Genomic DNA, 26,607 nt, shown 5'->3' with positions numbered 1-26,607 from the left:
ATTTTACACAAAAAAACTCCTTTCAACAAAAATGAAAGGAGTTTTAGCTATACGTATAGGGTTCCCAATGAGCAAGATCATAGAGCCCTGAATTAATTCGTGTGCTCTCCGCTTCCAACAATGACAACAGTTCATTAGGAAGTTCACTATGATGCTGAGCTAGGTTCATCTCATCGTTTGGGGATGAGATCAATACTGTGAATAACTTTTTATTTTCCATGTTCATCCCATGAACATGGAGATAATTTAAATCCTTTACTCGATACACAAAAAAGATACGGTATTTATTCAACTCTCCCACACTCCCTTATGAACAGTGTGGTCGGATTCTTCATACATTAAACCTTATTTTGATGAAGACGGTGCAGTTGGAAGTTCGATCTCTACTCTCGTCCCTTCGTTCTCAACCGAAGAAAACTGAATCGCTCCACCATGCTCTTCAATGATTTTAAAGCACACCATCAATCCTAAGCCCGTACCCTTTTCCTTTGTTGTATAGAACGGTTCTCCTAGGGTTTTTAAACGTTCTGCAGGAATACCACATCCCTGATCTTTCAACTCGAGAAGGACAGAATCGTTTCGAGTTCCAATCTTAATATGAATTTCTCCGTCTTTATCCATACTTTCGATCGCGTTCTTCAATAGATTGATGAAAAGCTGTTTAAGCTGATTTTCTACACCGTATACAAGCGGTATGTTATCTGAAATATTTACCCAGATCTGTATGTTTTTCATGATCGCTTGCGTTTCTAGCAACCTTACAACACTATAGATCAATTCTTGGATGTTCGTATGTTCAAAGCTAACCGCCTGCGGTTTAGCAACAAGCATGAGCTCACCGACAATGTCGTTGATTCGATTCAACTCTGACTCCATAATTCTTAAATATTCTAACCGAATCACATCGTCTGCATCGGACAAAAGTTTCGTAAATCCTTTCAGTGAAGTTAACGGATTCCGTATTTCGTGTGCGACTCCTGCAGCAAGCTCTCCGAGAACAGAGAGCTTCTCTGATTTTAACATGAGTTCTTCTGTCTGTTTTGCTTTCGTTACATCTCTAGCAAAGGTAACTAAGCTCTCCACATGCCCGTCTTTCGTCATGACTGGTACACCACGAGCCTCTAGTAATATCCAATCACCATTTTTATGAACCAGTCTGAACTCTGTCTGAAACGGTTCTTTTTTCACCAGAGCTCTCATGAAAAGTTCAGAGAGGCTCTGTATATCATCAGGATGGACCATTTCTAGGATAGCACCTTTAATCTCACCATCTTCATAGCCAAGTACAGGTAGGTGTGAAGGAGATACATATTGAATATTGCCAGTCGGATCAATCACAGTAATAAGATCTGTAGAATGTTCTGCGATCAAACGATATTTCGCCTCACTTTCACGTAGAGCACGCTCCACTTTTTTCTGAGAAGTAATATCACGGTATACAATTACGAACCCCATAATTTTACCGTCCATGTCACAAATGTTTGAAAAAGATGCAGATACATCAAAAACGGTTCCGTCCTTGTGTATACGTTGTGTTTCATGAAGCGGAACGGATTGTCCTTGTTTTAATAAGTCAATGATCTCCTTCGATTCACCTTGCAGGTGTACTGGTGTAATAACAGGATAGTCGTCATTATCTTCCGAGAAATCCTCTTCAGCCCAGCCGAACATCTGAATGAAGGCATCGTTCACCTTGATGACCTCTTGCCTTGTGTTAATAATGAGAATGGCATCTGTTGTTCCTTTTAAGACTGACTCTAATAGATCTAATGCCACACTTAGCTCCTCTTCCTTCTGTTTATGAGGTGTAATATCACGTCCTGTGATAACCAGCACTTGTGGTTTACCTTCACTCGTAAAGGTAGGCTGCTTGATGAGCTCGAGCATCACCTTACGACCGCTCTTCATCATTATCTTTTCAGTTGTTTTTATCGGTTTTCTTGTTTCCCATGCTCTGTTATCGGAAAGGCTGCAACGTTCAATTGCTTCGTATGAAAGTCTTGTTTCTAGTTCCTCAAGACTTTTTCCTTTATATTCATCATGGTTGATTCCATAAATATTAAGAGCGAACCGGTTCGCTTCTGCCCAAGTTCCATCCGGATACCTTAAACAAACAAATTCGGGCAGGACATCAATCATTTCTTTTAAAGTGGCAACTGCAGGTAATTCGTCCTGACTTAATACTTTCATTCTATCCACCCTTTTTTACTAAAACTTTCTTAACGTCTATAAATTAAATAAAAGGGTCTATTTTCCTTTATTTTTTTCAGGATTTCGCACGTCAAATTCGTTTATTATTCGCCTAAATATGACAAAAAGACGCTTTCCTCGAGGAAAGCGTCTTTCGTATCTGCTGACGATTAAACGGCTTTTACCGCTTCTTTTAGCGATTTACCTGGCTTGAAAGCAGGTACGTTACTAGCCTGGATCATGATCTCTTCACCAGTAAGAGGATTACGTCCTTTTCTTGCGTTACGGTTTCTTGTTTCAAATGTTCCGAAACCGATAAGCTGTACGCTTTCACCGTTTTTCAAAGCATCTGTAATCGCATCTAGCACTGCATCAACGGCAAGCGCTGATTCCTTTTTGTTCATACTCGTTGCATTTCGAACTGCATCTACTAAATCCATCTTTTTCATTATAAGTTGCTCCCTTCAAACATTGAATGAACTGCTTGTGTAGCAACATTATTAACGAAAAAAATAGGTTTCATACAGAAAGATACAAAATTCCGAAAAATATTTATATAGTTTAATAATTATTTTTAAATTAGAACCCTTGGATGGTCATTCCACCATCAACAAATAGAGTTTGGCCGTTCACATAATCAGCTGCTTCACTTGCTAAAAATACCGCAGGTCCCACAAGGTCAGGTAATTCCCCTACTCTTTTTTGCGGAGTTACATCGAGTATATCTTGCAGATACTCTTTGTCAGCTAGTAGTTTCTCTGTTAATGGTGTCTTAAAATACCACGGTCCGATGCTGTTCACATTTATGCCGTACTGTCCCCACTCAAGAGCTAAGTTCTTTGTCATCTGTATAATCGCAGCTTTAGTAGAAGCATAGACTACGCCGGTACGAAGAGCGACATGTCCAGCAACAGAAGAAATGGTGATGATCTTCCCTCCTCCAGCTTGCTTCATTCTTTGACCAGCTTGCTGTGAAAACCAAAAAGCTGAACGAAGGTTCGTGTGCATGATGGCATCCCATTCCTCATCAGATACATCTAAAGCTTTTGAACGGATATTCATTCCAGCATTGTTCACAAGTATATCCACCCTGATTTTCTCTGAATCTAGTGTTTCAAAGATTCCTTTAACCTGATTCTTGTTCGTAACATCCGCTTCATAAAGATACGCCTTTGTTCCTGCACTTTCGATCAACTGTGCTGTCTTTTCTAGATCAGATTGTGTTCTGGATACAATGACCACATCCGCTCCGGCTTCTGCATATCCAATCGCGATCGCTTGTCCGATCCCTCTACCAGCACCCGTAACGAGTGCAGTTTTGCCTTTAAGTGAAAATGACGGTAAGTACACGTATATGACCTCCTCTATTTAGTTAAAAAGTTCGGGGGAAATGATGTAATAACGGACTTGGTCTGTCTCATAAGCTCCAGCACCCATCGCATTCATCGTATTGATGCTAATATGATAGGCTTCAAACTCCGTTTCTTCCTCCGTTTCAGAAATGTCTTCAGCAGATACAGCCATTTCGGTCTTTTCAGTTATACCTGATCTCTCTATATTCCATAGGGAGCTGTTCTTATCAAGCTGTATTTCATCAGAGTTCGTAAAACTCACGTAATAGGAATCACCCTTTGGCACCATATTTTTTAAGCCATGTAGATCGAGAGCTTTAAAATAAATGCTAGGAGAAGAAATAAAATTTTCACGATTTACCATTTCAAGTTCTTCATCCATAACATGTGTACTTATTTGATAATTCCCATCATGCAACGAGATCCATGCATTCATATCTCGACCATCTCTATAATAAGAAGTTTCATAGTTAAACTGCCGAACTTCTCCATCGCTATTAAAGATGATTTCCACATTGTTTAAAGCAAGCTCTCCCTCGGCATGTAGCGCTTTCTTTACCTTCTCATATTCATTATAAAAATTCATCTCATACACATTCGTTGCTGCTTTAACATGTTGCACTTCTTCATAAAAAGCTGTTACTGAGTGGTCCACAATGATGCTTGATAAAAAAGATAACAACCCAAGTGAAGCAGCCCACTTTTTTGCATCTTTATTTACGATAAGCTTAGGAAGAAAAAAGAGTAAAAAAATCGCAATACCTATAGGCAATACCAATGAATCAATGCGAAATGTAAACGTACCTAACAAAAAGTAACCGATTAGTTTCCACCCAATGTTAGATTCTTCATGATTCGCTTTTTTCTTATAGATGAGGATTAATAATATAAGAAAAATACCCGACATACCCCAAGCTAGATACGATTCAAATTGCATCATTCCCCCCCTAATTTTTGGATAATAATATAAGTTTATCAAAAAACTCGTGAAAAAGACGCTTCTATAAAATAGAAATTAATCAATCTAAAAAGTTTTCTCGCAAGCCTACAGGTAAAGCCCACAAAAAAACACAGCTCACTCGCTGTGCTTTCCTTAAGATTCGACCCATTCTTTTCTTAGCGTAAATAGATCTTTTAATTCGTCTGTTGATAGTTCCGTAATCCAATTTTCACTCTGGATCACTTTTTCTGAAAGTTCTTTTTTGCTCTCGAGCATCATGTCAATCTTCTCTTCTAATGTGCCAAGCGTAATCATCTTGTGCACCGTCACGAATTTTTTCTGTCCAATACGATGGGCACGATCAGTTGCTTGATTCTCAACAGCTGGATTCCACCATCGATCGTAATGAATAACGTGATTGGCTTCGGTCAAGTTGAGACCAGTTCCGCCTGCTTTTAGAGATAAGATAAAAATCGGATGTTCTCCGTCTTGAAAACTTTCAATCATCTGGTCACGTTTTTGCTTGCTTAGACTGCCATGCAAAAAGAGTACGGACCGGCCGAACTTTTTTTCCACATACTTCTTTATTAATTCACCCATAAAGATAAACTGTGTAAAGATCAAGCACCTTTCATCTTTTTCTAGAATGGCATCGATCAATTCGATCGTTTTTGCAAATTTAACAGACTGATCCTCAAGTTTTCCTAGCTTATCATTCTTTGTATAAAGAGCCGGATGATCGCAGATTTGTTTTAACTTGCCTAACATCGCGAGTAATAATCCCCGCCTTTGCATCCCTGTAACTTTTTCTAACTGCTCAAAAGTATCTTGAACAAGTCTTTCATACAGAGAAGCTTGTTCTTTTGATAATGGACAATATTCTTTGATCTCTTGTTTCTCAGGCAGATTGAGCTGTACCGCTGGGTCCATCTTCGTCCGTCGTAGCAGAAATGGTTGAACAAGCTGTTTTAATTGCTGTAATCGCAACGTATCATTGTCTTTCTCAACAGGCACCACAAACTTTTTCTGAAACGATGGTTCGCTCCCTAAATATCCTGGGTTTAAAAAGTCGAAGATCGCCCATAGTTCAAGAAGCCTGTTTTCTACAGGAGTTCCCGTTAACGCAATCTTGTGACGTCCGTTCAGCCTGCGGATACTTCTTGATTGTTTTGTATAACTGTTCTTGATGTTCTGTGCCTCATCGAGTACGATTGCTTCCCAAAACGTTTCACTCATCTCATTAAAATCAAGCTGACATGTCGTATACGAAGTGATAACAACATCGAATTTTTTGTACCACTCCGTAAATTGATCTCCTTTTTTCCGGTTCCCTCCGTAATGAAGACCTACCGATAAAGTAGGTGAAAAGTTTTGAAGCTCCTTTTGCCAGTTTCCGATTACAGAAGTAGGACATACGAGTAAAAAAGTACCTTCGTGCTTTTCTTTTTCTTTCACTTTTAAGAAATAATCAATAGTCTGGACGGTTTTCCCTAGCCCCATATCATCTGCTAAACAACCACCAAGACCGAATTCCCGGAGAAAACACATCCAAGAACTTCCTGTTTTTTGATAGTCTCTTAACGTTCCGATCAAGTTTTCAGCTTTTGGCTGAATGGGTAAAGTCTTAATCTCTGTAAGCTGATCCATCCATGCGTTCAGTGGTTCATCCCACTCAATGTCTAGCATCGGTCCTTCTGACTCTATTCCTTCAAGACCATCTTCAGCAGGGTTGGTTTCCATGTTTAGCAGATGTTGTTCTAACACATCTTTTAGCTGAATGCCTGTACGATCCACGTTCTTAATAAGATGCCGTACTTGTTTCATCCACTCAGGATCGACTCTGTACCATTGACCGTTTCTTCGCACGAGTCTTCTGCTGCCATCAACGAGTTTTCGAAACTCTTCTTCGGTAAGCTCTTCGTCCCCCGTTGACATTCGCCAATCAAATTGCATGATTGCATTTAATCCAAGAAAAGACGGTGCACCGCCAGATTGTTGTGATTTTGTTTTTATTTTTGCTTTTACTTTCGGTTGAAGTTCTTGAACGGTCTGCCACCATCCTGGAAGGATAACGGTAAGTCCAATCTGTCTTAACAGATCGCTTTTTAGCGTTAAAAAATCCCAAGCCTCTTTTTCGGTTATCTCATTACGAATTTCTTTACGCGTATTTGGTTTTAACCATGAGATTAATTTTGTTACGAGCTCTATATCCGATTCTAACATCTCTTTAAAAGGTTTCCATTCCTCTGGGAGAAGTGTGCTCTTTCCGAGATAAGGTACAGCTATTCCATCATCTTTTTCTTGAAGAATGACGTTCAGCTTCCATATATCTTCACTACCTTCACCATCATTAGCAGGTTCAGACAGTTGAAAAATGATATCAAAGGGCTTCGGATCTTTTCTCCAGCCGATCTTAATCAGCCATTCATCTTCATTCAAGTGATTTAAAGCGGATATAATCTGTCGAGGTACCCCCTTCAGACGATCTCTATTAAAGTTTGAAGGCAAGTAAGTACTTCCGTCATGTGGCAATGTAGAGAGAGCTTCATTCAACCAAGCTGATTCAATTCTCTCTCCATCCGTTCTCCATGCCCATACCCCTGTTTTCCATGCCTCATAATCAGGAGTAACCTTATCATTTTGCATTAAACGAAAGACATCGTTAGCCTCTCTTACAAAAGCCCAAGAATCTTCTTCCCAATTGTTTTCCGCCAGAAAAAAGTCGGGATAACGATTAAAAAGATCAAATGCTTCCCCAGCATCTAAATAAACATTCTGATCATCATCAACATCTAGCATCGTCCCGTAAAATGTAGGCTTATGCCATGTAAATAAAAGAGGTTTCCAGTCGTTTACATGCACTCTTTTCGAATGTTTAGTGGCCCATAAAACCATGTTGCCATGAAGCCATTTCGCGTGTAGCAAAAGATTGCTTGTATCGATCATGAAATAAACTTTCCTTTCCTTAGCTCTTCCTGAAAGGCTCTAAGCCGCCCATAAACTGTAGCAATCTGATTGATATACTGTGAAAAACGTTCTTCTTCTCCAAGTTCAAAATATAACGTGCGAAGCGTTTTTAAATGTTTAATGGCGGATTGATAAGATTTTCTTGTTCTCTCATTAATAAGCCTATCAATCGCTTGATGATAGATCGGCAAAGCGGATTCTTTTTGAAAGGACACGACCTCTTTTAGATCCTTTCTTTGGATCAACTCTGGTGAGTAGCCCATGATCACTTGCAATTCCACCCATCTCTCATGCTCACCGATCACCATCAAATATTCACCGTACTCATAGAACGTGATGGGTAAAAATTCGATCAACATCTCTTCATACTGATCCTCGTCACCTGTGTGTTGAGCGTACTTCCAAAAATAGCTTAAGTACTCATGAAAAAACTCTCGAGAATCAGAATGATAATAGTACGTACCAACACCTTCTAAGAAATATGGCTTCAGATCGAGCAGCCATAACAAGAGGCGGTCCCATTCTTGTTTGTCTACCAATAACTTCATCCAAACCAGATAATGAACCATGTCTACCTTTTTCTCACACTGAGTTAGTCGTTTAAAAGCAAGTTCTTCATTACCACTAGCAAAGGCAAAATGAACAAGAGCCAATTCAAGCATTTGAGATGTTTTGCCACTCTCTTTTTCTTCTAAAAGCTGCTTTTCATATTTAGACACCCAAGCTTGTTCGATATAAAGTAACGACCAGCTGATCTGGAATAGATAAAATAGAAGATGACCCCATTTGGGTGGAACCTCATAAAGACTCTGAAAGTTTCTTAAACTTTCTTCCACCAGTTTTTTATTCTCATTTAGTAACTTTTTGCTGTCGATCTGTTTTAATGTAATATACATTTGATCACATAGTTTCTCAACGGTAGCATCAAAGTTCGATTGCATATATGTAGCCAAACCATATTGAGCTTCAAAAGAAAACAATCGGAGCAGTGTTTCGATCTGTACGTGATATTTGTATAACAACGCAATATCTTCATCAAAGAATTGCCCTGCATTTAAGAGTGCAGGGTAATAATCACGGTAAATGTGAACAAACGTATAACTCGTATCTTTTCCGTCTACGAGATCTCGAAAGGAGACGGTTTGCAGTTTACGTCTCTCGAAAGTTTCAAATCGTTCTGAAAAATACTCTCGCCATAGTTGAACAGAATGTGTGTTTTGAACTTTTTGCTCAGGCGTTTCATAATGAACTTGAGTTTCGCCCTTATCTTTGTGCTCTTCAGTTGGTTTCATTCCGTCTCCCCCCTTTCTTTTTATTACCAATTATAGCAAAATACATCTAGACTCATTCATGTATATCATATCTATTTTAAAGGAAACCGATGAAATTGACCAAAGATACACATTTAACGCCTAAAACAATTCCAATTTTTACCGATAACTTTAAGTGAAGTGTCTCATAAAGACCTTTCCAAGCATGAACCAAAAGATAAGTTATTTGAAAAGAAGCTCCGTGGAGTTAGGTTATCTTTAATGATATGCTAGTCAATTGCCATAGAGACTTCTTAGTCGTTACATCCCGAAAGGAAGAACTACTTATGAAAGAAAGAAGTATTCAAGAACGTATTCTCTTATTAAGAGAAGAATTATATGTAATCTCAAATCAACTAAACTATGAACTAACACACCCTAAACTAGTCACAATAAGTCAACAGCTCGACCAATTATTAAATCAGTACGCTAAAATCCAGCAAAAAGCATAAAAAGCAGCCTATATCCAGGTCGCTTTTTAATTTTCAGAAGACCTTCCATCTCCTAGGTTCTCAATTCGACATACAACCCCGTCCATATGTAGTTTTTTGTAACATTATCACTTTTTTAGACGAAACCCTTTTTCTTTTTGTAAATTTATTGCATATTAAGTGAAGACAAAATCTCTCATGAAAGTTGTGAATGAAACATGTTATTGCAATTAATTGAGGAAAAACGTGAAGTATTGTTATGTCTTGGCAAAACATATGGTTTAACTGCTAAAGAAACAGTAATCTGCAGTCAGGAATTAGATCAGTTATTGAATCGCTTAGATAATTTTATAGGCGAACCTAGCGATAACTCGTAATTTTTGTCTATTTCCTGGGAAATTTGTCGTTTAAGAATCTTATTTTCTACTTTATCCTATCGCAGATCAAGGATATCTATTAAATTCCATAATTACCTATTATTATATGAAGATAGTAATGTAATCTCTTTGTTACCTTCTCCTAACGAGTTTGTTACATTCGATTAGTATAATTGGCAACCGAGGCGTATCTAACCAATTATACATATTAGGAGGAGTTATCATGATTAAAAAATGGGTAATTACAGGGGCTCTAGCATTCGGATTGCTCGTTTCTGCTCCCGTTAGTGGATTTGCAGCAATGGGGGATCACACTCTCCGACCGGGTACTTGGGACAATGACGTATACGAACTTCAAGGAAAATTAAAAGCGCTAGGATTCTATGATTTTGCTGTAACAACAGGCTATTATGGTCCCGTTACTAAACAAGCTGTAACAGACTATCAACGAGCTAAGAGCTTATCTGTAGACGGTATAGCAGGCCCTCAAACGTTTAACAGCATTCAAAATAACGTTACAAAAAAGAGTATGACTGTTGCTGCGACTGCCTATACGGCAAGTTGTGAAGGCTGCAGCGGTACAACTTTCAATGGTACAAATCTAAAAGAAATTCCTTATGCAAAAGTAATCGCTGTTGATCCAAACGTTATTCCTATCGGATCTGTTGTTTATGTTCCTGGTTATGGTTATGCTGTAGCTGACGATACCGGTGGTGGAATTAATGGAAATGAGATTGATATCTTTATGAAAAACTATTCTGATGCTATTAATTGGGGTAGAAAAAGCGTAAATATTACAATTATCAACTAAATGAGATGATGTCACAGTACTTCATCTATTCTCCGCTCACAGCTAAAAAAATAGGCTGTGAGTTTTTTTATGTTTACATTAATTTCAAAAATATTACATTTTTTATTTTCTAAATATTATAATAATGATAAAGTTAAATTAACATTTTTGAGAGGATGTACATACATGAACATGAAGGATCAGATGACAATTATAAAAAATGCTATAGCTGAAGTGTTAACAGGAAAAGAAGAACTCGTTGAATTAACGATGATATCGATCGTCAATAAAGGTCATTTACTCTTAGAAGACGTGCCCGGAACAGGAAAAACTGTGCTTGCTAAAAGCCTTGCTCGATTAATAGGAGGAGAATTTAAAAGAATTCAGTTCACACCCGATATCCTTCCCGCTGATATCACGGGCATACAGTTCTTTCATCCGAAACTTCAAGAGTTTGAGCTGCGTCCCGGTCCGGTTATGACTAACATCTTATTAGCAGATGAAATCAACCGTGCGACGCCTCGAGCACAATCCAGTCTATTAGAAGTGATGGAAGAAAGACAGGTTACGATCGATGGCGAAACCCTTCCTCTTCCGTCACCTTTCTTAGTTCTAGCAACACAGAACCCTATTGAATCTCACGGAACATTCCCCCTTCCTGAGGCCCAGCTTGATCGTTTTTTTATGAAACTGCCGTCTGGCTTTCCAAACTACGATCAAGAAAAAGAAATGCTTCACATGTATCGTAAAAATAACCCACAAGATTCTTTAGAACCTGTCTTCACTTTAGAAGATCTATTAGTCATGCAAGAAGAAGTAAAGCACATTCATGTTAGTGATAGTGTAGAGAATTATTTACTATCCATCGTTCATGCGACCCGCAGTCATGAATTTATTGAGAACGGTGTGTCTCCTCGTGGTACCCTTGCGTTCATGAGAGCTGCTCAAGGCGCTGCATATGTACAAGGAAGAACGTTCGTTACTCCAGACGATATCCAATTCGTAGCTCCTTATGTATTAACTCACCGACTCGTATTGACGATGGAAGGAACGATGAGAAAGACGAAAGACCAAGTGTTAAGTGAGATTCTTGAAGCTATTATTGTCCCTGTAGAATCTGAGGCAGGTAGATAACATGCAATGGAACAGCGAGGTGTGGATTAAATCCATCTTTCGGGCCTTGGTTATTTTCAGCCCATTAATACTTCTGATAGGTTTTTATCGTAATATTCCATTTCTGTTTTTATTAGGACTTGCGATCATATTTTTGTATGGAACGTTATTGCTGCAATCTAGGTCAGCAACAAAGGACATTATTTTAGATACTACTAAACAAGTTCATCGTTTGTTTCCAGGTGATACAGATCAGTTCAATGTGAAACTTGTTCATAAAGGCAGGTGGCCTTCTTATAGAGGAGAGCTCATCTTCACACACCGATCTCCGATTGAGGTCATAGGGCATGTTGAGTCCAACAATACTTCAAAAGGAAGAATTGAAGTTAAGCGTCATTTTGCACTCTATCGCCAAACAGCTTTTACACAAACAATACCTTTTACTGCTACAAGAAGGGGAACAACAAGAATTTCTAATCTGACGATTCAAGTACAAGATCCTCTTTCATTAAGTGGTCAAGCCTTGGCGTATAACGGTATATTTCCAACAGAAATTGTCGTTTACCCCAGGCCACTCCCTGTTCAACGCATTGAGCATCTGTTTTCCCAAGGCAGCGGTGAAGCTGTAAGACCTTTTGCATTATTTGAGAACGTCTCTCTTCCTGCAGGTAACCGAGATTATTCTCCAGGAGATTCTTTTCATAAAATACATTGGAAAGCTACAGCACGCTCAGGCTCGCTTCAAACGAAAGTTTTTGAAAAAACAGTTGTCTATCACTGGACATTTGTTTATACGATACTCCCTGACCATAAAGAGATGAAATCTTTTGAGGATATGGAGAACGAGATCAGTCACTTGGCATACATGTGTCAATTTGCAGCTGAAAAAGGAATTCCTTTTGAAGTGTTCATTAATTTTAAAGTTCCAGGTCCGATGGGGATGTATCATGTGCCAACTGGAAGCGGAGCGATCCACCTGAGCAGTATCCTTGAAGGTCTGGCGAGAATTGACCGATCTAATGTGATCGTGAAACCTCAGATCATGTGGAATAAGATGGACCGTAGTTTTGTAGGCACGAGTCCTTTCGTCATCTTTTTAGGCCATATTCCTACGGACCAAAATTCTCAAATCTTAATAAAGAAATGGTCTAGATCAGGTGGAAGAACCTTTTATGTCGAACATAACGAAGAACATGCCATACTGATGCCATATCTTTCATTGGAGGTCGCTTCATGCTAAAGAAAAATCAGCAGTTTTCTCTTTATGGATTGAACGTAACCTTTGATGCGATGCTTGTATTTATATTCTTGACCATCTTTTCAGGAGGTGCAACGTGGCTTGAATTCGTATGGTTCACGTCAAACCTCATTCCAATTATCGCAGTGAGCGGAGCTTTATACCTTTACAAACCTAACTTAAATAAAATCACACTTCTTGCTGTTGTGATCTTATCATCACTGTTGTTTTGGTATATGACTTCTTCTCTCCTATTATCCATTCTGATTTCAATCGTCCTTATGTGGAGAAGCACAGAAAATTGGAATGATCCTTTTAAGACAGATCTTGAATTAATTTTTGGTCTTGGCACAGTGTTAACATTCATTCTTTCGCTCTTTTTTAAAGATGGCTACACCGTCATATATGGAGCAATCTGGACACAATTTATGCTCATGTTGCTCATTAAAATGACTCTGCACTATTTTAAGAATGATTCTATTCAGATCGTAATGAAGGATTTTGTTGTTCCCTTAACGCTAGTTGGGGTTAGCGGGGTGATCCTTGCTGTATTAGGACCGTTAAAAATCTTACTTTATTGGATTTTAGACGGTGTATTCTTCATTTTGTATTATATTTTGGCGGTTCCTCTTTGGCAGTTGATTTCCCTTCTTCCCCCATTAATCCAAATGCTTAAAAAATTGTTTAACACAAAAGAAGGCGGGAAGATGGAATTGGGTAATAAGACAGAGGATGTAGTAGAACAACGTCCTGAAACACTGGCGGAAACTCCGATGCTTCTATACATAACAATTGCGATTCTTATCATCATCGTCATTTTCTTTCTTTGGAAAAAGAGGAATGTATTCAATAATCAGTCCAGCCTATTGCTTAACGGAAACATTTCAGTTCTTGATAGTTCATATGCAAACAGCCAGTTGATCGGCAAAAAAAGGTGGCTGCAGTCCAAAGACAGAACTAGAAAGAAATTTTTACAATTTGAAAAAACATTGGATAAGAAGGGATTCGGAAGAGAGCCTGGTGAATCCGCGGTGAACTGGTTTCAAAGACTTGAACTCTGCGGAAAAGATGCAGATTCTGTTCTAGCTACATACGAAAAAGTACGTTACGGAGAAGAGAGCATTTCTGATCAGGAATACAATCAGTATGTAAGTGCATTGAAAAAATTCGAGAAGTCGGATCACTTGAAGAAGCCGAAATAAGACGGCTTCTTTTTTCTGTTCATACTACTTCATTTAATATAGACTAATAATATATAAATAGTCGGATTTCTAACATACAAGGAGGATATTATGACAAAAAAAATATATGTGATTCATGAGAATAGTGAATGGACTGCTCCGTTATTCCAACGTTTTGAAGAGCTCGGTCTCCCTTATGAAGATTGGCATATGAAAAAAGGACACATAGATCTGACAGAGGCTCCACCACAAGGCATCTTCTATAACAGAATGAGTGCCTCTTCTCATACGAGAGGACACAGATATGCGCCTGAATATACGTCAGCAGTACTGTCCTGGCTTGAGAGTTATGATCGAAAAGTATTTAACGACTCAAGAGCGCTTCAGCTTGAGATCAGTAAAGTGAAACAATACAGCGCATTAAAAGCCTTTCATATACCTGTTCCCCGAACGATTGCCGCTTACGGAAAAGATGAGCTGCTACACGCTGCTACGAAATTTAACGGCCCTTTCATCACGAAACACAATCGTGCGGGTAAAGGTCTTGGGGTTCAATTGTTTCAAACGCAGAATGCACTAGAAGCTTATGTACTGTCGGAAAATTTTGATGAATCCATCGACGGAATCACTCTTTTGCAAGATTATATCGAAGCTCCAGAACCTTATATCGTGCGTTGCGAATTTATTGGTGGCAAGTTTCTATATGCCGTTCAAGTGAATACTTCTGATGGATTTGAACTTTGTCCGGCTGATGCTTGCCAGATTGGTGATCAGTTCTGTCCGATTACAGACCAGCCAGAGAATCTAACACCAAAGTTTAAGATTCTTAAAGACTTTGTTCTACCAAATCAAGAAAGTTATGAAGCGTTCTTAGACGCAAACGGGATTACGTTTGCCGGTATTGAGATCATTACGGACAAGAGCGGAAACGTATATGCGTATGATGTAAACACGAATACAAACTACAACCGTGATGCTGAAGCAGAGGCAAATATATATGGCATGAAGGCGATCGCGGAGTATTTAAGTAAAGAATTATAATAAAAAGGTGAGGGTCATCTCAAAATATGCCCTCACCTTTTTATTAAGTTATTAAGTATGATCCACAACTGTAGGAGTCTGATTTAAACTCTCCCATAGATAATACGTGATATATGTACGCCACGGTGTCCAATCCTGGGCAAGCACCCTTACCTCTTCTTCTGATGGTTGCTCAGCTAACTTCCAAACTTGACGGATGGCATTTCTTAATCCAATGTCTGCAGCAGGCAGTACATCCGTTCTTCCCATACCAAAGATTAAAAGACATTCGATCGTCCATTTCCCTATCCCTCTTATAGGCAACAGCGCTTTCATCACTTCTTCATCTGACATATTCCATAAGCTTCCAAAATCAATAGTTCCGTCTGAGATCAGCTTTGCCAGATCGATAATATACTCTGCTTTTCTCTGACTGAATTGAAGCTCACGAAGGTCTTCATACTTAAGCTTTGAGACAGATGTAGGAGTTGGAAAGACTTGATATGTATCTCCTTCTACCTCCACCTTATCTCCAGCAAGCTCAATCAGGCGTTCGGTCAAGGTTCCAGCAAAAGTTAAATTTACTTGTTGACCGATAATAATCTTTACAATGGATTCAAACAGATCAGTGTCTGTAAGAAGTTTTAATCCTTTAAAACGTTGTAGTACTCCATCCAATTTCTCGTGTTCACAAAAGTGGTTATAAAGAGGCGACAAATCGACTTCAGTTGAAAACAGTTGTTGAATTTTTGTCTTAACTGCATCCTCAGATACTCGACCATTTAAAGGTATTGCCTGACAGTTCAGAATAGGACTAGTAACAGTTCCGCTCGATACTACTTTTACAAAGCAAGAAATTTCTTCTATCCTGATTATTTTTTCGTATTCTGTGAATTGTTCATTGAGTTTTAAGACATGAGTTTTTCCTGTAACAGTAAGTCGTTGCATCATCTTTTGGAAATCGAACGGTGGTTTCGGTTTTATATCAAACTTCATCCTTACACATCCTTTTCTATGAACGCTCCTTACCTTCTTCTCGTTCATCATCTTTGTCTTCATTTTTTAAGTATGGGTTATCGTCCAACTGATCGATCGTATGTTTATAAGAATACCCTTTTGTAATGGCCGCAGCGAATATAATTACCACAAAGAGAATGATAACGAGTGTAATTAAAATTGATATGGTTAATGTGCTCATACTGACTCCTTACCAAAACTGATTTTACTTGTATAATAGCACATTTTTCCATGAAGCAAACTTAGTACCCATCGTGTTAGTAAGATGAAAAAAGCAGCTATGCCGATGGTAGGCATAACTGCTTAAAAGAAGTATGATCTATTTTTCTTCAAATTTTTCATGCATGACAATGCGATTAACATCAAAACGTTCTGTTGGCTTAGCAGGACCGTCAGCATATCCTAATGTAATCATCATTACAGGAATGAATCGTTCTGGAATTCCAAGAGCAGGCACAATAGCAGCATGATCGAACCCTGTCATCGGGCATGAATCAATTCCAACAGCTTTAGCAGCAAGCATGAGCTGCATCGCGCCGAGTGATGCATTTTTCAGAGCTTCTCTCTCACCAATCGCACGACCTTGTGAATAGGCAGAGTTAATATTTTTTAGTAACATATTCCTTGCTTCTTCTGGTGCTTTTTCAAATACTTCTGCAGCTACTTTATCTGCTTCAGTATCTCCTAAGACTACAACAACAGCAGATGCATCTAACACATGCTTTTGATTATAAGCAATCGGGAAAAGTTTCTCTTTTTGTTCTTGAGAGGTTACTACAATAAAACGCCAGTGCTGCAGGTTCCATGCTGATGGAGCTTTCCCTGCCATCTCAAAAATCTTGTGAAGTGTTTCGCTCGGGATTTCTTTACCTTTTTGATACAAACGGACAGAAGATCGTTCTTCCATGACTTTAAATGTTTCGTTCATCTCTTCCACTCCCTATTCCGTATTCTAATGATTTTTCTCTATAAAATAACGAGGTGCCACGTTTCGTTGACACCTCGTTACTATGCCACCAATTATAGTGGGTTATCAGTTGAAGTCAAAAATTATGCATTGCGTTTCGCTGATACTAATTCTTTAGCTAATTCAGTCGCTCTTTCTCTTGCATCAGCCAAAATTTCTTCTGCACGGTCTGGTGCTGCTGCCATACCTTCTGTAAAGACATGATGATAATCAGTAATTCCGATAAATGCCATCACACCTTGAAGGTATCCGTTCGTGAACTCAAAAGCTTGAGCAGGACCTTCTGAATATACACCACCACGTGATTGAACGTGAACAGCAGTCTTCCCGCCTAATAATCCAGCTGGACCGTTTTCTGTGTATTTAAATGTCTTACCCGCCATCACGACATTATCGATATACGCTTTAAGCATTGGAGGGTAACTCAAGTTCCACATTGGTGTGTTAAAAACATACATATCGGCTGAAAGGAATTGTTCTAAAATTTCGCCCATACGGCTCGTTTTTTCAACTTGCGATGGAGAAAGCTCTTGTCCTGCAGCTAATTTGCCCCAAGCATCTAAAACATCTGCATCAATGAACGGGATGTTCTCTTCATAAAGATTTACTGTTTCGATTTCTACGTTTTCATTTTGATTAGAAAGTTCGTTTAAAAAGTGACGTCCTAGGCGAAGTCCGAACGATTGATCCATTGGTTTTGGGTTAGAGTTAATATAAAGTACTTTCATTTTGTTTCTCTCCTTTAATGTCTGTTGTAATTAGTGATTAACTTCTCTTTAGTAAGTTGATTCCTTTACATCATAATTCCGTAACTTACTTTTGTCAAGAACTAAACTTTTAATTATTATCATAATTTTTTTTAGTTATTTTTTCCATTAAAAAACGCTTTCTAGCTAATAGCTAGAAAGCGATAAGGGGGAGCGAAGTTTATCGTTCCGTTAAAAGGAACTTGTACCTTTATAAAAATTATATTCTTCAAGGCCGTCAAAACATTGCAAACGGTCCCCGATTGTTAATCCAAAATCAATATACGCATGGCTCTTTGCAGTTAACAGATTCTTATCTTCAACAATCTGTTTTGATTGATACGTTCCATTCAACCAACTGTTTGTTTTAGCAAATTCATCTTCACGTAAAGAAACAGTATATGACCTGCCGTTCAATATACCCGCTCGTCCTAAAATAACTGCACCGTTTCCAATAGCTGCAATCTTAATATTCTCTCTGTTGAATACTTGCAACAGATGCAGAAGTCTCGGATTTCCTTGTGTGAACGCTTGTTTTCCACCAGGAATAACGAGCATCTCATAATCAATAGGACTAATATTCTTCATCTTGATCGTAGGCTGCATCAGTAAACCACATTCACTAGTAACAGTTCCTGGCAACAGCGAGAAAGGTAGCACTTCATACTTTTTACCGATAATAGATAAAGTCGTCATAACTTCAACTTCTCTAAATTGTGGATACAAATAAACAAGTACTTTCTTTTTCAATGGTATTCACCCGTTCCTGTTACTTTTCTACCCTTCTTGCAGGGAAGAGGGTGTATAATTATTGTAACAGGATGCCGACTTGCTTTGTATTGGGAAAATTGAAGGAGAACATGTGCTTTCTTTTTAGTAAAATACAAGCAGTTTTCCCAACTTATTAGATAGAATTGATAGGTTATCTATACAACATCTTGTTCAAGTGAGGTTATTTTCTGGTTAGAATGTAGGACTTTACGATTTAAATATGCGATTGAAAAGGAAACTAGAAACAGAAAACTTACTAAAACATACGTCTCTCGAACTCCAAATTCCTCTGCAAACCAACCGAGTAATAATGTCGCTATTCCAAATGTCCCATACACGAGTGTCCCATGAGATGCATACACTTTAGCTAGCTGTTTATCTCTATAGGATTCTTGGATCAATGTATTTTGGGAGACATCTCTTGCCATCTGTGGAAACCCAAAGATGAAAGACACAAATAAGGCAATCCAGGCTGATGAAGTTAAACCGAACCACACATTAAGCAACATCAAACAGACCGTTGATGCCATAATGACATAGCCCAGATATGATTCCATCCACTTAGAGAACCGGTATACTACAAGACCCGCTACCATCATTCCTGCAAAAAAAGACGCATTGATGTAACCCCACCACGCTTCTCCCTTTCCTATCGCTGTTTCAACATAGACGTAAAGAATTGCTGCGATCCAAACTCCATGACCGAAGTTTTCAAGTATATCCATAACTGTTAAAGTCGTAAGTTTTTTTGATTGAAAGATCAGTTGCCAACCTTCTTTCATCGCTTTCCACTTTGATTCTTGCGGTCGAACGTTCTCCTTTTCGCTAACCTTTATTTGTATTGTAAGAATGGTTGCAGCAACAAATAAGCCAAAAGTTACCCATAGCATATTTTGTTCCCCCCACATCACCAATAGAACACTGCCGAGTGGCCATGATAAAAGCATAGAAGTCTGGTTGGCAATACTGATGAAACTGTTTGCTTTTACAAGCTCATCACTTTCTACAAGATCAGGAACCATTGATCTTCGGGCAGGGTTTCCGAGACCCTCGAGAAGAGAGATGACCACGATCAATACATATAAAAGGGTAAATGTTATAGCGGTATGTATACCATATAAACCGAGTAAACATAAACAGAATAACAATGCTGTTTTGAGGATGAGTGTATGGCTCAACAAACTCGTTCGTTTGTACTTTTCGATGAATAGAGGGGCAATAAAACCTGATACGAGCAATGACATCGTCTTTGCAAATGGAATAAGAGACATGTGGAGAACAGATCCTGTTTCATTATATACAAGCGTAATCAGACAAATAATATAGAGGATATCTCCTAAATTCCCGAGCGTCTGTCCGCTCCATAAAAAATGAAAATAGCGGTTAGCTTTGATCATAAGTACACTTCATCCTTTTTATGGTAATGTAAACCTAACAAAGTGTATCACATGACAGGTGATTAAGTCTTTAACGGTGTTTGAGTAGATGTTGAGGTTGTAGATTTAGTGTGGGGGATTGTAATTTTCGGGGATCGATCATAAATCCTGAGAATCGATCAAATCCCTAAATAACAGAAATCCGTCATTGTCGTAGCAAAAAATTCCCTTCAAAACCCTCACTGCACTTCTCTATCTATAACAAACCATAAAAGCACTCAAAAAAAGCTGGCCCATATATAGGCCAGCGAACACAATCACATTATTTATGTCCTCTTCCTTTTGTAAGATGGCATGGTACTCCTTTACCCATAGCTCCTGGCTGTGACATGCGTTCCATGTAAGCCAACCCTCTTACGCATTGGGTTTTACAGGCGATGCAAGTTTCACTTGTAACCATCTTTTGTGTGTGCTGGTATTTATTAACCTGACTGTCATATTTATTTTTTGTTGTTTTCTTTGCATTTTTTTTAGCCATGAATGTGCCCTCCCCCTGAATCCTAAACCCAGTGTATGTAGGAAGAGAGGCTTTTGACATACATAAAAATAAAAAACTACCCTATGTACAGGTAGTCTTCATCATGTGCGATTTCATATTGAACGCTTTGCCGTTCAGCGAGTGACATGATATAGTCACTGTCTGATTTGTCATACGCTAATAAAAACTCGTGCAATGGCATGTTGTATTTGTTCCAGACCACTTCCATCAGCCACTTTTGACTGATCATAAAGTACTCACCATTATAACGATCAACTTTTATGGTATTGCCTACATACATCCATAACACTCCCTTTCAAAGAGGTTAAATATGCATTAGGTCTTACGGTGTAACTCCATTATATTCCTTTTGTCAGAAAAGTCAAAAAGTAATAGTATGCATATATATTATACGGGTACATTTACTACTTGACGCAAATAGTGGCAAAGAAATTCTAGCCGTACTTGGGAAGACTAGACATAACAATAAATTGAGATAAAATTTATAGTAGAATACGTCTCATGACCTATGACAAATAAACCATAATATGGTAACCTCAATAAGGTGTATTTTAAAACGTGTAAAACCTTTCAAAACGGGAATATGTTATTAAGCTGATGATATAGATAAAGGAGTAGTTCGTATTGCGTATTATAAAAGAGAATATTTTAGCATTATGTCTCCTCCTCTCTATCCCTTTACTGAATATTATCTATCAAGTATTAAATCATGGGGAACGCGGGGCGAGGCAACTTATTACAGCAGTGGATCACCAAATCCCATTTGCAGAAATTTTTATTGTACCATATATCCTTTGGTACGCTTTTATTTTTCTTATGTTTGTTTATTTTTGTTTTTATGACAGAGCCATTTACTATCGGACCTTATTAAGTTTTTGTGTTGGAATGCTTGTATGTTATGTAATATATTTCTTTTTTCAAACCACTGTTCCCCGTCCTGAATTAGTTGAAGGGGGTATTCTCACCAAGATGGTTCAGTATGTTTATGGTGCTGACCAACCGTTCAACTGTTTTCCGAGTATTCATGTTTTGAGTAGCTATCTCATGATATTGGGTATACGTCATAGTAAGATGTGGACGATCAAGAAAGATATCATTGTATCAACGATTGCATACAGCATTATTTTGTCGACACTATTCGTCAAACAGCATGTTGTATTGGATGTAGTTGCTGGGATTTTATTAAGCAGTCTCCTATTTAAATTGTTCTATTATCTTGAAGCTGAAACGGTATTCAGCTTTTTCAAACGAATGTTCAAGACAAAACTTCAAAGCACAGAAAAAAGTTAAAGAAAAAAAACTGCTTTTATAAGCGGTTTTTTTTTGTGGCTTTAAATGGTTCATAACTGTTTTCTATGTACAGACATAACTTGGGCTTGGAGAAAATATGAATAACATGGGAAGGAGTGATAATATGAGCGAATATCAGTTACATTCGCAGGATCTGAATCGCACTGACAGTATGCATCAGATGTGTAAGCAGCACATGTATTATCATGTAACGATTAAAACCCGTGACGGGCAAGAAATTGAAGGTATCATTACCGATCTAGACAAGAAAAATGTGTATATGATGGTTCCGCAAAACATGATGCCAGTTGAAGAAGAGCAAGAGAGTCTTCAATCTACACAACAGTCTCCAAATCCCCAACAACAATCTCAGCAAGTTCAACAAAGATCTCAGCAAAATCAGCGACAATGGTATGGTAATCCTTATTATCGAAGATATTATCGTCAGATTTTCCCATTAGCATCCTTAGTAGCTTTGTCCTTATACCCTTATTATCCACCTTATCCATATCCTTATTATCCACCCTACCCATACCCTTACTATTAGAAGACCGCCTGAAACAGTCAGGCGGATTTTTTTATGATTTCAATTAGGAAAAATCGGGAAGTGTACATAAGTCATATTAATTAGGGAGGTAATATAATGGCTAACGTTTTGGTTGTATATTATAGTTCTTATGGTCATATTCATGAGATGGCACTAGCAGCATCAGAAGGTGTAAAGCAAGTTGACGGTACCGAAGTTAAAGTTGTAAAAGTTCCTGAATTTGAAGTCACAAAAAAATATATGTCTCAACAAGATGCTTATGTAAAAGCTCAAGAAGCACAGGTTGATATTCCTGAAGTTACACTCGATGATTTAAAATGGGCAGACGGAATAATCTGGGGAATTCCGACACGATATGGGATGATGCCAGCACAGATCAAACAATTGCTCGATTCTGCGGGCAGTCTTTGGGCGAATGGCGATTTAGAAGGTAAACCGACGGCTGTAATCACGAGTTCTAATACGATTCATGGCGGACAAGAATCTACTGCGATCACTTCTTTCGTTCCACTCATGCACTTTGGAATGATTTATGTAGGTCTTCCATATGGAGAAAATCCAGAACAGATGACATCAGATGGCATCGGTGGTTCACCGTACGCGGCGTCGACTGTCGCTGGAGCAGATGGTAGTCAACAGCCTCAAGATGCAGAAAAAACAATGGCATCTCGTTTAGGAAAACGTGTGGCAAAAGTAGCAAAAGCACTTAAAGGAAACTTATAGAATCTATATAAAGAGCCCCTCCAGATAGAGGGGCTACTGTAAAACCGGTTGATTATTTTCACCGGTTTTTCCTTTTTCTCAAAAGAGCAAATCCAACATTACTTTACGTCATACCCTTGCTCTTCAATCGCTTCACACATTTCAGCTTCTGTAACTTTCGAGGAATCCAATTCAACTTCCACTTTTCCTGATTCTAAGTGAACTACGACGTTTTTTACTCCATCCAGTTCATTCAGTGCATTCGTTACCGCTGCTTTACAATGTCCACACGTCATACCTTCTACATTTAGTGTTTTTGTTTCCATCATCTTTTCCTCCTAAATATTTTATAAGTTGATTCGTTTTAAACGCAATGCGTTCGTTACAACAGATACAGAGCTAAAAGCCATAGCTGCTCCGGCAACCCAAGGTTCAAGGAGACCAAATGCAGCTATCGGAATACCTGCTGTATTGTAAAACAGTGCCCAAAATAAATTTTGCTTAATGTTCCGCATTGTCTTTCGGCTTAATTCTATCGCTTTAGGAATATGATTTAGATCCCCGCCAACAAGCGTAACGTCAGCGGCTTCGATCGCTACATCTGTTCCTGTTCCAATTGCCATACCGATATTAGCCGTCGCAAGTGCTGGAGCATCATTGATCCCATCACCTACCATCGCTACTGTTTTTCCCTTATCTTGAAGTTCTTTCACGATACGGGCTTTATCTTCCGGTAAGACTTCAGCGAATACCTCTTTAATACCTAGTTCGTGTGCGATCGCAAGTGCTGTTCTTTTGTTATCACCTGTGATCATATACACATCAATACCCTGATCGGTTAACGAGCTAATCGCATTTTTTGATGTTTCTTTTACCGTATCAGCAACAGCTACAATCAGAACGAGCTCTCCATCTACCGCTCCAAGCATGGCTGTTTTTCCTTCGTTCTCATACGCTTCAAGCAGTGATTCGTGCTCTTTGTATTCCACATCTTTTTCTTTCATAAGCTTTCTCGTGCCGACGAGTACGGTTTTTCCACTCACGACGGTTTCAATACCGTGGCCCGGAATAGCATGAAAAGACTCCGTTTCAATGGATGGTATATTCTGCTTTTTACCGTACTCAACAATGGCTTCCGCTAAAGGGTGTTCAGAGCTTTTTTCTGCGGAAATCACATGAGATAGGAAACCTTCTTTTAACTCTGTGAGATCTGTCACTTCTGGTTTTCCTTTTGTAACCGTTCCTGTTTTATCAAGGAGTACCGCATCAATTCTTTGAGCACCTTCTAGATACTCTCCACCTTTGAACAAGATACCCTGCTCTGCTCCTTTACCCGTTCCAACCATAATGGATGTCGGTGTTGCTAGACCCAGTGCGCATGGGCAGGCGATCACTAAAATGGCAATGCTGACTTCAAGTGCTTGTGGCAGGTTTCCTGAATCAACAAGAAAATACCAAGCCATAAAGGCAAGTATGGCAATCCCTACTACAATCGGCACGAAAATCCCAGAGATATAATCAGCCATACGTTGTATAGGTGCTTTTGATCCTTGAGCTTCTTCAACAATCTTTATGATTCCAGCTAGAGCCGTTTCTTTCCCTACCTTTTTAGCTTCCATACGGAGAGTACCGTTCTTGTTGAGTGTAGCTCCAATAACGAAATCACCTTCTGCTTTTTCAACAGGAATCGCTTCGCCTGTAATCATACTTTCATCAACGGCCGAATTTCCAGAGAGCACGGTACCATCGACTGGTATTTTTTCACCCGGTTTAATAAGCAGCGTATCTCCAACTACCACTTGATTTAGAGGAATCCTCTCTTCACTTCCATTTCGAATGACAGTTGCTTCTTTTGCCTGCAGATTCAATAGTTTTGAAATGGCTTCTGTTGTTCTACCTTTTGCAAGAGTCTCGAAATATTTTCCGACTAAGATTAGTGTGATTAAAACAGCGCTCGTTTCAAAATACAGTTGTGGCATATATTCTGGATTGCCGATCGTTTTTATGGCTTCAACGACGCTATAAAAAAATGCAGCAGACGTTCCTAGTGCAACAAGAACATCCATGTTCGCACTCTTATTTCGAAGTGCTCGATATGCGCCTACATAAAACGGACCTCCGATATAAAATTGGACAACTGAAGCGAGAAGAAGTTGAAACCAAGGGTTCATTAAAACAGAAGGCATGGGCAAACCAAAATCCCAAGGCATATGAGCAATCATTGTGTATAGAAGTGGAAGAGACAAGATTACAGAAAGAATTAACTTTCTTTTTTTTGACGTGATCTCTTCTTCCTTCTTTGTCTTTTTTGTTTCCCGATCTTGTTGAGTAGACGCATGATACCCAAGTTTTTTTATCTTGTTTATCACATCATCTACCGAAATGATTGAAGGATTATATTCTATTGATCCTGTTTCATTCGTTAAGTTAACAGTGGCACTAGAGATACCTTCCATGCGCTTTAAACTTTTTTCAATACGTGTAGAGCATGCTGCACAGGTCATACCTGAGATATCAAGATCCACTTTTTCTTTAACTACTCCGTATCCTAGCTTCTCAATTTTTTGTTCGATCTCTTTAAGACTGATCGTTTCAGGATCAAACGTTACAGAGGCTTTTTCCATGGCTAAATTGACGTTAACATCAACATGATCCATTTTGTTCAACACTTTTTCAATGCGAGTTGAACAAGCTGAGCATGTCATCCCCGTGATTCCTAGATTCACTTTCTTTTCGCTCATGGTCTTCACCTTCTTTTAAGATTTAGAGAATTGTTTAATGACTCTCATCAATTCTTCTATAGAGTCTTCCCCATCACCAGATTTAATCGCATCAGCTACACAATGCTGAGTGTGACTTTCCATCAATTGAAAACCCACTCTTTTTAAACCTGCTGTAACAGCTGAAATCTGAACAAGAACATCAATACAATATCGATCATCTTCGATCATTTTTTGTAGACCACGAACTTGGCCCTCAATCTTTTTTAAACGCTTGTTTAAATCTTGTTTATCACTCTCACAGCGATGTGTTTTTTGTTCCATATGTTTCATCCCTTCGTTTTGGATGTTTGTAAAATTAGTATATACCATACCCCCCTATAGTATCAAATGATATGATTAGTTTCTTCGTTTTGTTACAAAAATGTATATACCTACTAACGCCGCAACTCCTAAAATGATCTTTCCTTCTGTATTCCATTCCGTTACGCTATACACCGAATATGCTTCAATCACCAATGCTGGTAACTTCCCTAAGGAGCTGGCTACAACAAAAGTCCACGCTGAAACAGCCCCGATTGCACTAGCAAACGTAACGAATCCTGATGGGACAAATGGCAACAATCGAAGTGAAAGGATAAGGATGAATGCTTCCTTCCCTCTTGCATCTAACAACCTTACCACCCTGGGGTACCCTTTAAGCTTCTCTCTAGAAACTTCTTTAAATCCTTTTCTATATAAAAGAAAGGCTACCATGGCTCCTAATGCCTCTCCAATAAATGAAAGAATAGTTCCATACCAAAACCCAAAGAATATCAGATTTGCAGCTGTTATAAAAACAGTAGGAACAACACCTAAGATTCCAATTAATATATTTAGTCCTAGTGAAATCATAATCGCCCATTCGCTATATTCTTGGAAAAATTGAATAACCGTTTCTGACATGAGTTGCGTCCTCCTTAAAAAAACCTCATACCCCTTCATGGTACTAAAAAAGCCATGCT

Annotated in this window: 29 protein-coding genes; 10 read left to right on the top strand and 19 right to left on the bottom strand. The window is 38.7% G+C overall.

Features of this window, described 5'->3' with window-relative positions:
- Positions 1 to 43: 43 nt before the first annotated feature.
- From ACOZ9X_RS12565 to ACOZ9X_RS12535, 7 genes are all read right to left on the bottom strand, one after another.
- Entirely contained in the window at positions 44 to 292 is a 249-nt protein-coding gene (locus ACOZ9X_RS12565; RefSeq protein WP_423418472.1) for a hypothetical protein, read from the bottom strand.
- Positions 293 to 345: 53 nt separating this feature from the next.
- A complete protein-coding gene (locus tag ACOZ9X_RS12560; protein WP_423418471.1) occupies positions 346 to 2,190 on the bottom strand; it encodes a PAS domain S-box protein in 1,845 nt (614 codons plus the stop codon).
- A 170-nt stretch (positions 2,191 to 2,360) separates the two neighbouring features.
- Complete coding sequence (locus tag ACOZ9X_RS12555; protein WP_066236049.1) at positions 2,361 to 2,639, bottom strand: HU family DNA-binding protein; 279 nt, start codon at positions 2,637 to 2,639, stop codon at positions 2,361 to 2,363.
- A gap of 130 nt (positions 2,640 to 2,769) precedes the next feature.
- The gene (locus ACOZ9X_RS12550; protein ID WP_423418470.1) at positions 2,770 to 3,540 is read right to left on the bottom strand and encodes an SDR family NAD(P)-dependent oxidoreductase; all 771 of its coding nucleotides are present in this window, start codon (positions 3,538 to 3,540) and stop codon (positions 2,770 to 2,772) included.
- Positions 3,541 to 3,558: 18 nt separating this feature from the next.
- The gene (locus ACOZ9X_RS12545; protein ID WP_423418469.1) at positions 3,559 to 4,482 is read right to left on the bottom strand and encodes a hypothetical protein; all 924 of its coding nucleotides are present in this window, start codon (positions 4,480 to 4,482) and stop codon (positions 3,559 to 3,561) included.
- 153 nt (positions 4,483 to 4,635) lie between these two features.
- Positions 4,636 to 7,428 carry a DEAD/DEAH box helicase gene (locus ACOZ9X_RS12540; RefSeq protein WP_423418468.1) on the bottom strand — a complete coding sequence of 931 codons (2,793 nt, stop codon included), beginning with the start codon at positions 7,426 to 7,428 and terminating at the stop codon, positions 4,636 to 4,638.
- A complete protein-coding gene (locus tag ACOZ9X_RS12535; protein ID WP_423418467.1) occupies positions 7,425 to 8,741 on the bottom strand; it encodes a hypothetical protein in 1,317 nt (438 codons plus the stop codon). The genes ACOZ9X_RS12540 and ACOZ9X_RS12535 overlap by 4 nt, the downstream gene beginning before the upstream one ends.
- 305 nt (positions 8,742 to 9,046) lie before the next feature.
- On the opposite strand from ACOZ9X_RS12535, the gene ACOZ9X_RS12530 reads away from it, so the two are divergent.
- The 7 genes from ACOZ9X_RS12530 to ACOZ9X_RS12500 all read left to right on the top strand — a co-directional run bounded on the left by ACOZ9X_RS12530 (position 9,047) and on the right by ACOZ9X_RS12500 (position 14,929).
- The gene (locus tag ACOZ9X_RS12530; protein WP_423418466.1) at positions 9,047 to 9,211 is read left to right on the top strand and encodes a Spo0E family sporulation regulatory protein-aspartic acid phosphatase; all 165 of its coding nucleotides are present in this window, start codon (positions 9,047 to 9,049) and stop codon (positions 9,209 to 9,211) included.
- A gap of 197 nt (positions 9,212 to 9,408) precedes the next feature.
- Positions 9,409 to 9,567, top strand: a complete 159-nt coding sequence (locus ACOZ9X_RS12525) for a Spo0E family sporulation regulatory protein-aspartic acid phosphatase (protein WP_423418465.1) — start codon at positions 9,409 to 9,411, stop codon at positions 9,565 to 9,567.
- 223 nt (positions 9,568 to 9,790) lie between these two features.
- Positions 9,791 to 10,378, top strand: a complete 588-nt coding sequence (locus ACOZ9X_RS12520; RefSeq protein WP_423418464.1) for a 3D domain-containing protein — start codon at positions 9,791 to 9,793, stop codon at positions 10,376 to 10,378.
- Positions 10,379 to 10,543: 165 nt separating this feature from the next.
- Positions 10,544 to 11,491: an AAA family ATPase gene (locus ACOZ9X_RS12515; RefSeq protein ID WP_423418463.1), complete on the top strand. Its 948-nt coding sequence runs from the start codon at positions 10,544 to 10,546 to the stop codon at positions 11,489 to 11,491.
- 1 nt (position 11,492) lies between these two features.
- Positions 11,493 to 12,710 carry a DUF58 domain-containing protein gene (locus tag ACOZ9X_RS12510; protein WP_423418462.1) on the top strand — a complete coding sequence of 406 codons (1,218 nt, stop codon included), beginning with the start codon at positions 11,493 to 11,495 and terminating at the stop codon, positions 12,708 to 12,710.
- Positions 12,704 to 13,909: a DUF4129 domain-containing protein gene (locus ACOZ9X_RS12505; protein WP_423418461.1), complete on the top strand. Its 1,206-nt coding sequence runs from the start codon at positions 12,704 to 12,706 to the stop codon at positions 13,907 to 13,909. Before ACOZ9X_RS12510 ends, ACOZ9X_RS12505 begins: the two co-directional genes overlap by 7 nt.
- Before the next feature lie 90 nt (positions 13,910 to 13,999).
- Positions 14,000 to 14,929 (top strand): ATP-grasp domain-containing protein, encoded by a 930-nt coding sequence (locus ACOZ9X_RS12500; protein ID WP_423418460.1) that lies wholly within the window; start codon positions 14,000 to 14,002, stop codon positions 14,927 to 14,929.
- A gap of 51 nt (positions 14,930 to 14,980) precedes the next feature.
- Here the strand turns inward: ACOZ9X_RS12500 and ACOZ9X_RS12495 are convergent, their stop codons facing one another.
- From ACOZ9X_RS12495 to ACOZ9X_RS12460, 8 genes are all read right to left on the bottom strand, one after another.
- On the bottom strand, positions 14,981 to 15,904 hold the full coding sequence (locus tag ACOZ9X_RS12495) for a DNA-3-methyladenine glycosylase family protein (protein WP_423418459.1): 924 nt from the start codon (positions 15,902 to 15,904) through the stop codon (positions 14,981 to 14,983).
- Between the two features lie 16 nt (positions 15,905 to 15,920).
- Positions 15,921 to 16,106 carry a YtzI protein gene (ytzI, locus tag ACOZ9X_RS12490; RefSeq protein ID WP_423418458.1) on the bottom strand — a complete coding sequence of 62 codons (186 nt, stop codon included), beginning with the start codon at positions 16,104 to 16,106 and terminating at the stop codon, positions 15,921 to 15,923.
- 138 nt (positions 16,107 to 16,244) lie between these two features.
- A complete protein-coding gene (locus ACOZ9X_RS12485) occupies positions 16,245 to 16,853 on the bottom strand; it encodes a nitroreductase family protein (protein ID WP_423418457.1) in 609 nt (202 codons plus the stop codon).
- A 122-nt stretch (positions 16,854 to 16,975) separates the two neighbouring features.
- Entirely contained in the window at positions 16,976 to 17,620 is a 645-nt protein-coding gene (locus ACOZ9X_RS12480) for an FMN-dependent NADH-azoreductase (protein WP_423418456.1), read from the bottom strand.
- A 210-nt stretch (positions 17,621 to 17,830) separates the two neighbouring features.
- Positions 17,831 to 18,388 (bottom strand): DJ-1/PfpI family protein, encoded by a 558-nt coding sequence (locus ACOZ9X_RS12475; protein ID WP_423418455.1) that lies wholly within the window; start codon positions 18,386 to 18,388, stop codon positions 17,831 to 17,833.
- A 176-nt stretch (positions 18,389 to 18,564) separates the two neighbouring features.
- A complete protein-coding gene (locus ACOZ9X_RS12470) occupies positions 18,565 to 19,806 on the bottom strand; it encodes an MFS transporter (RefSeq protein WP_423418454.1) in 1,242 nt (413 codons plus the stop codon).
- 301 nt (positions 19,807 to 20,107) lie between these two features.
- Positions 20,108 to 20,323 carry a hypothetical protein gene (locus ACOZ9X_RS12465; RefSeq protein WP_191753158.1) on the bottom strand — a complete coding sequence of 72 codons (216 nt, stop codon included), beginning with the start codon at positions 20,321 to 20,323 and terminating at the stop codon, positions 20,108 to 20,110.
- Positions 20,324 to 20,399: 76 nt separating this feature from the next.
- The gene (locus ACOZ9X_RS12460; RefSeq protein WP_423418453.1) at positions 20,400 to 20,624 is read right to left on the bottom strand and encodes a hypothetical protein; all 225 of its coding nucleotides are present in this window, start codon (positions 20,622 to 20,624) and stop codon (positions 20,400 to 20,402) included.
- Positions 20,625 to 21,088: 464 nt separating this feature from the next.
- Between ACOZ9X_RS12460 and ACOZ9X_RS12455 the strand changes: the two genes are divergently transcribed.
- From ACOZ9X_RS12455 to wrbA, 3 genes are all read left to right on the top strand, one after another.
- A complete protein-coding gene (locus tag ACOZ9X_RS12455) occupies positions 21,089 to 21,634 on the top strand; it encodes a phosphatase PAP2 family protein (RefSeq protein WP_423418945.1) in 546 nt (181 codons plus the stop codon).
- A gap of 124 nt (positions 21,635 to 21,758) precedes the next feature.
- Positions 21,759 to 22,181 carry a hypothetical protein gene (locus tag ACOZ9X_RS12450; protein ID WP_423418452.1) on the top strand — a complete coding sequence of 141 codons (423 nt, stop codon included), beginning with the start codon at positions 21,759 to 21,761 and terminating at the stop codon, positions 22,179 to 22,181.
- A 96-nt stretch (positions 22,182 to 22,277) separates the two neighbouring features.
- Entirely contained in the window at positions 22,278 to 22,904 is a 627-nt protein-coding gene (wrbA, locus tag ACOZ9X_RS12445; RefSeq protein WP_423418451.1) for an NAD(P)H:quinone oxidoreductase, read from the top strand.
- Between the two features lie 98 nt (positions 22,905 to 23,002).
- Here the strand turns inward: wrbA and copZ are convergent, their stop codons facing one another.
- From copZ to ACOZ9X_RS12425, 4 genes are all read right to left on the bottom strand, one after another.
- On the bottom strand, positions 23,003 to 23,209 hold the full coding sequence (copZ, locus tag ACOZ9X_RS12440) for a copper chaperone CopZ (RefSeq protein ID WP_423418944.1): 207 nt from the start codon (positions 23,207 to 23,209) through the stop codon (positions 23,003 to 23,005).
- Positions 23,210 to 23,230: 21 nt separating this feature from the next.
- Positions 23,231 to 25,624: a heavy metal translocating P-type ATPase gene (locus ACOZ9X_RS12435; RefSeq protein ID WP_423418450.1), complete on the bottom strand. Its 2,394-nt coding sequence runs from the start codon at positions 25,622 to 25,624 to the stop codon at positions 23,231 to 23,233.
- A gap of 15 nt (positions 25,625 to 25,639) precedes the next feature.
- Positions 25,640 to 25,936 (bottom strand): metal-sensing transcriptional repressor, encoded by a 297-nt coding sequence (locus ACOZ9X_RS12430; RefSeq protein ID WP_423418943.1) that lies wholly within the window; start codon positions 25,934 to 25,936, stop codon positions 25,640 to 25,642.
- A gap of 66 nt (positions 25,937 to 26,002) precedes the next feature.
- Complete coding sequence (locus ACOZ9X_RS12425; protein ID WP_423418449.1) at positions 26,003 to 26,548, bottom strand: TVP38/TMEM64 family protein; 546 nt, start codon at positions 26,546 to 26,548, stop codon at positions 26,003 to 26,005.
- Positions 26,549 to 26,607 lie beyond the last annotated feature (59 nt).

Source organism: Fictibacillus nanhaiensis, from assembly GCF_049537595.1.
GTDB classification, from domain to species: domain Bacteria; phylum Bacillota; class Bacilli; order Bacillales; family Fictibacillaceae; genus Fictibacillus; species Fictibacillus nanhaiensis_F.
Note: the sequence above shows the minus strand (reverse complement) of the source record. Positions and strands in the feature narration are given on the sequence as shown.

What these genes read in the sequence shown, in the direction of transcription:
- ACOZ9X_RS12560 (WP_423418471.1), bottom strand. Translation starts at nt 2,190, where the DNA reads ATGAAAGTATTAAGTCAGGACGAATTACCTGCAGTTGCCACTTTAAAA.
- ACOZ9X_RS12555 (WP_066236049.1), bottom strand. Translation starts at nt 2,639, where the DNA reads ATGAAAAAGATGGATTTAGTAGATGCAGTTCGAAATGCAACGAGTATG.
- ACOZ9X_RS12545 (WP_423418469.1), bottom strand. Translation starts at nt 4,482, where the DNA reads ATGATGCAATTTGAATCGTATCTAGCTTGGGGTATGTCGGGTATTTTT.
- ACOZ9X_RS12540 (WP_423418468.1), bottom strand. Translation starts at nt 7,428, where the DNA reads ATGATCGATACAAGCAATCTTTTGCTACACGCGAAATGGCTTCATGGC.
- ACOZ9X_RS12535 (WP_423418467.1), bottom strand. Translation starts at nt 8,741, where the DNA reads ATGAAACCAACTGAAGAGCACAAAGATAAGGGCGAAACTCAAGTTCAT.
- ACOZ9X_RS12530 (WP_423418466.1), top strand. Translation starts at nt 9,047, where the DNA reads ATGAAAGAAAGAAGTATTCAAGAACGTATTCTCTTATTAAGAGAAGAA.
- ACOZ9X_RS12525 (WP_423418465.1), top strand. Translation starts at nt 9,409, where the DNA reads ATGTTATTGCAATTAATTGAGGAAAAACGTGAAGTATTGTTATGTCTT.
- ACOZ9X_RS12520 (WP_423418464.1), top strand. Translation starts at nt 9,791, where the DNA reads ATGATTAAAAAATGGGTAATTACAGGGGCTCTAGCATTCGGATTGCTC.
- ACOZ9X_RS12515 (WP_423418463.1), top strand. Translation starts at nt 10,544, where the DNA reads ATGAACATGAAGGATCAGATGACAATTATAAAAAATGCTATAGCTGAA.
- ACOZ9X_RS12510 (WP_423418462.1), top strand. Translation starts at nt 11,493, where the DNA reads ATGCAATGGAACAGCGAGGTGTGGATTAAATCCATCTTTCGGGCCTTG.
- ACOZ9X_RS12505 (WP_423418461.1), top strand. Translation starts at nt 12,704, where the DNA reads ATGCTAAAGAAAAATCAGCAGTTTTCTCTTTATGGATTGAACGTAACC.
- ACOZ9X_RS12500 (WP_423418460.1), top strand. Translation starts at nt 14,000, where the DNA reads ATGACAAAAAAAATATATGTGATTCATGAGAATAGTGAATGGACTGCT.
- ACOZ9X_RS12495 (WP_423418459.1), bottom strand. Translation starts at nt 15,904, where the DNA reads ATGAAGTTTGATATAAAACCGAAACCACCGTTCGATTTCCAAAAGATG.
- ytzI (WP_423418458.1), bottom strand. Translation starts at nt 16,106, where the DNA reads ATGAGCACATTAACCATATCAATTTTAATTACACTCGTTATCATTCTC.
- ACOZ9X_RS12485 (WP_423418457.1), bottom strand. Translation starts at nt 16,853, where the DNA reads ATGAACGAAACATTTAAAGTCATGGAAGAACGATCTTCTGTCCGTTTG.
- ACOZ9X_RS12480 (WP_423418456.1), bottom strand. Translation starts at nt 17,620, where the DNA reads ATGAAAGTACTTTATATTAACTCTAACCCAAAACCAATGGATCAATCG.
- ACOZ9X_RS12470 (WP_423418454.1), bottom strand. Translation starts at nt 19,806, where the DNA reads ATGATCAAAGCTAACCGCTATTTTCATTTTTTATGGAGCGGACAGACG.
- ACOZ9X_RS12465 (WP_191753158.1), bottom strand. Translation starts at nt 20,323, where the DNA reads ATGGCTAAAAAAAATGCAAAGAAAACAACAAAAAATAAATATGACAGT.
- ACOZ9X_RS12460 (WP_423418453.1), bottom strand. Translation starts at nt 20,624, where the DNA reads ATGTATGTAGGCAATACCATAAAAGTTGATCGTTATAATGGTGAGTAC.
- ACOZ9X_RS12450 (WP_423418452.1), top strand. Translation starts at nt 21,759, where the DNA reads ATGAGCGAATATCAGTTACATTCGCAGGATCTGAATCGCACTGACAGT.
- wrbA (WP_423418451.1), top strand. Translation starts at nt 22,278, where the DNA reads ATGGCTAACGTTTTGGTTGTATATTATAGTTCTTATGGTCATATTCAT.
- copZ (WP_423418944.1), bottom strand. Translation starts at nt 23,209, where the DNA reads ATGGAAACAAAAACACTAAATGTAGAAGGTATGACGTGTGGACATTGT.
- ACOZ9X_RS12435 (WP_423418450.1), bottom strand. Translation starts at nt 25,624, where the DNA reads ATGAGCGAAAAGAAAGTGAATCTAGGAATCACGGGGATGACATGCTCA.
- ACOZ9X_RS12430 (WP_423418943.1), bottom strand. Translation starts at nt 25,936, where the DNA reads ATGAAACATATGGAACAAAAAACACATCGCTGTGAGAGTGATAAACAA.
- ACOZ9X_RS12425 (WP_423418449.1), bottom strand. Translation starts at nt 26,548, where the DNA reads ATGTCAGAAACGGTTATTCAATTTTTCCAAGAATATAGCGAATGGGCG.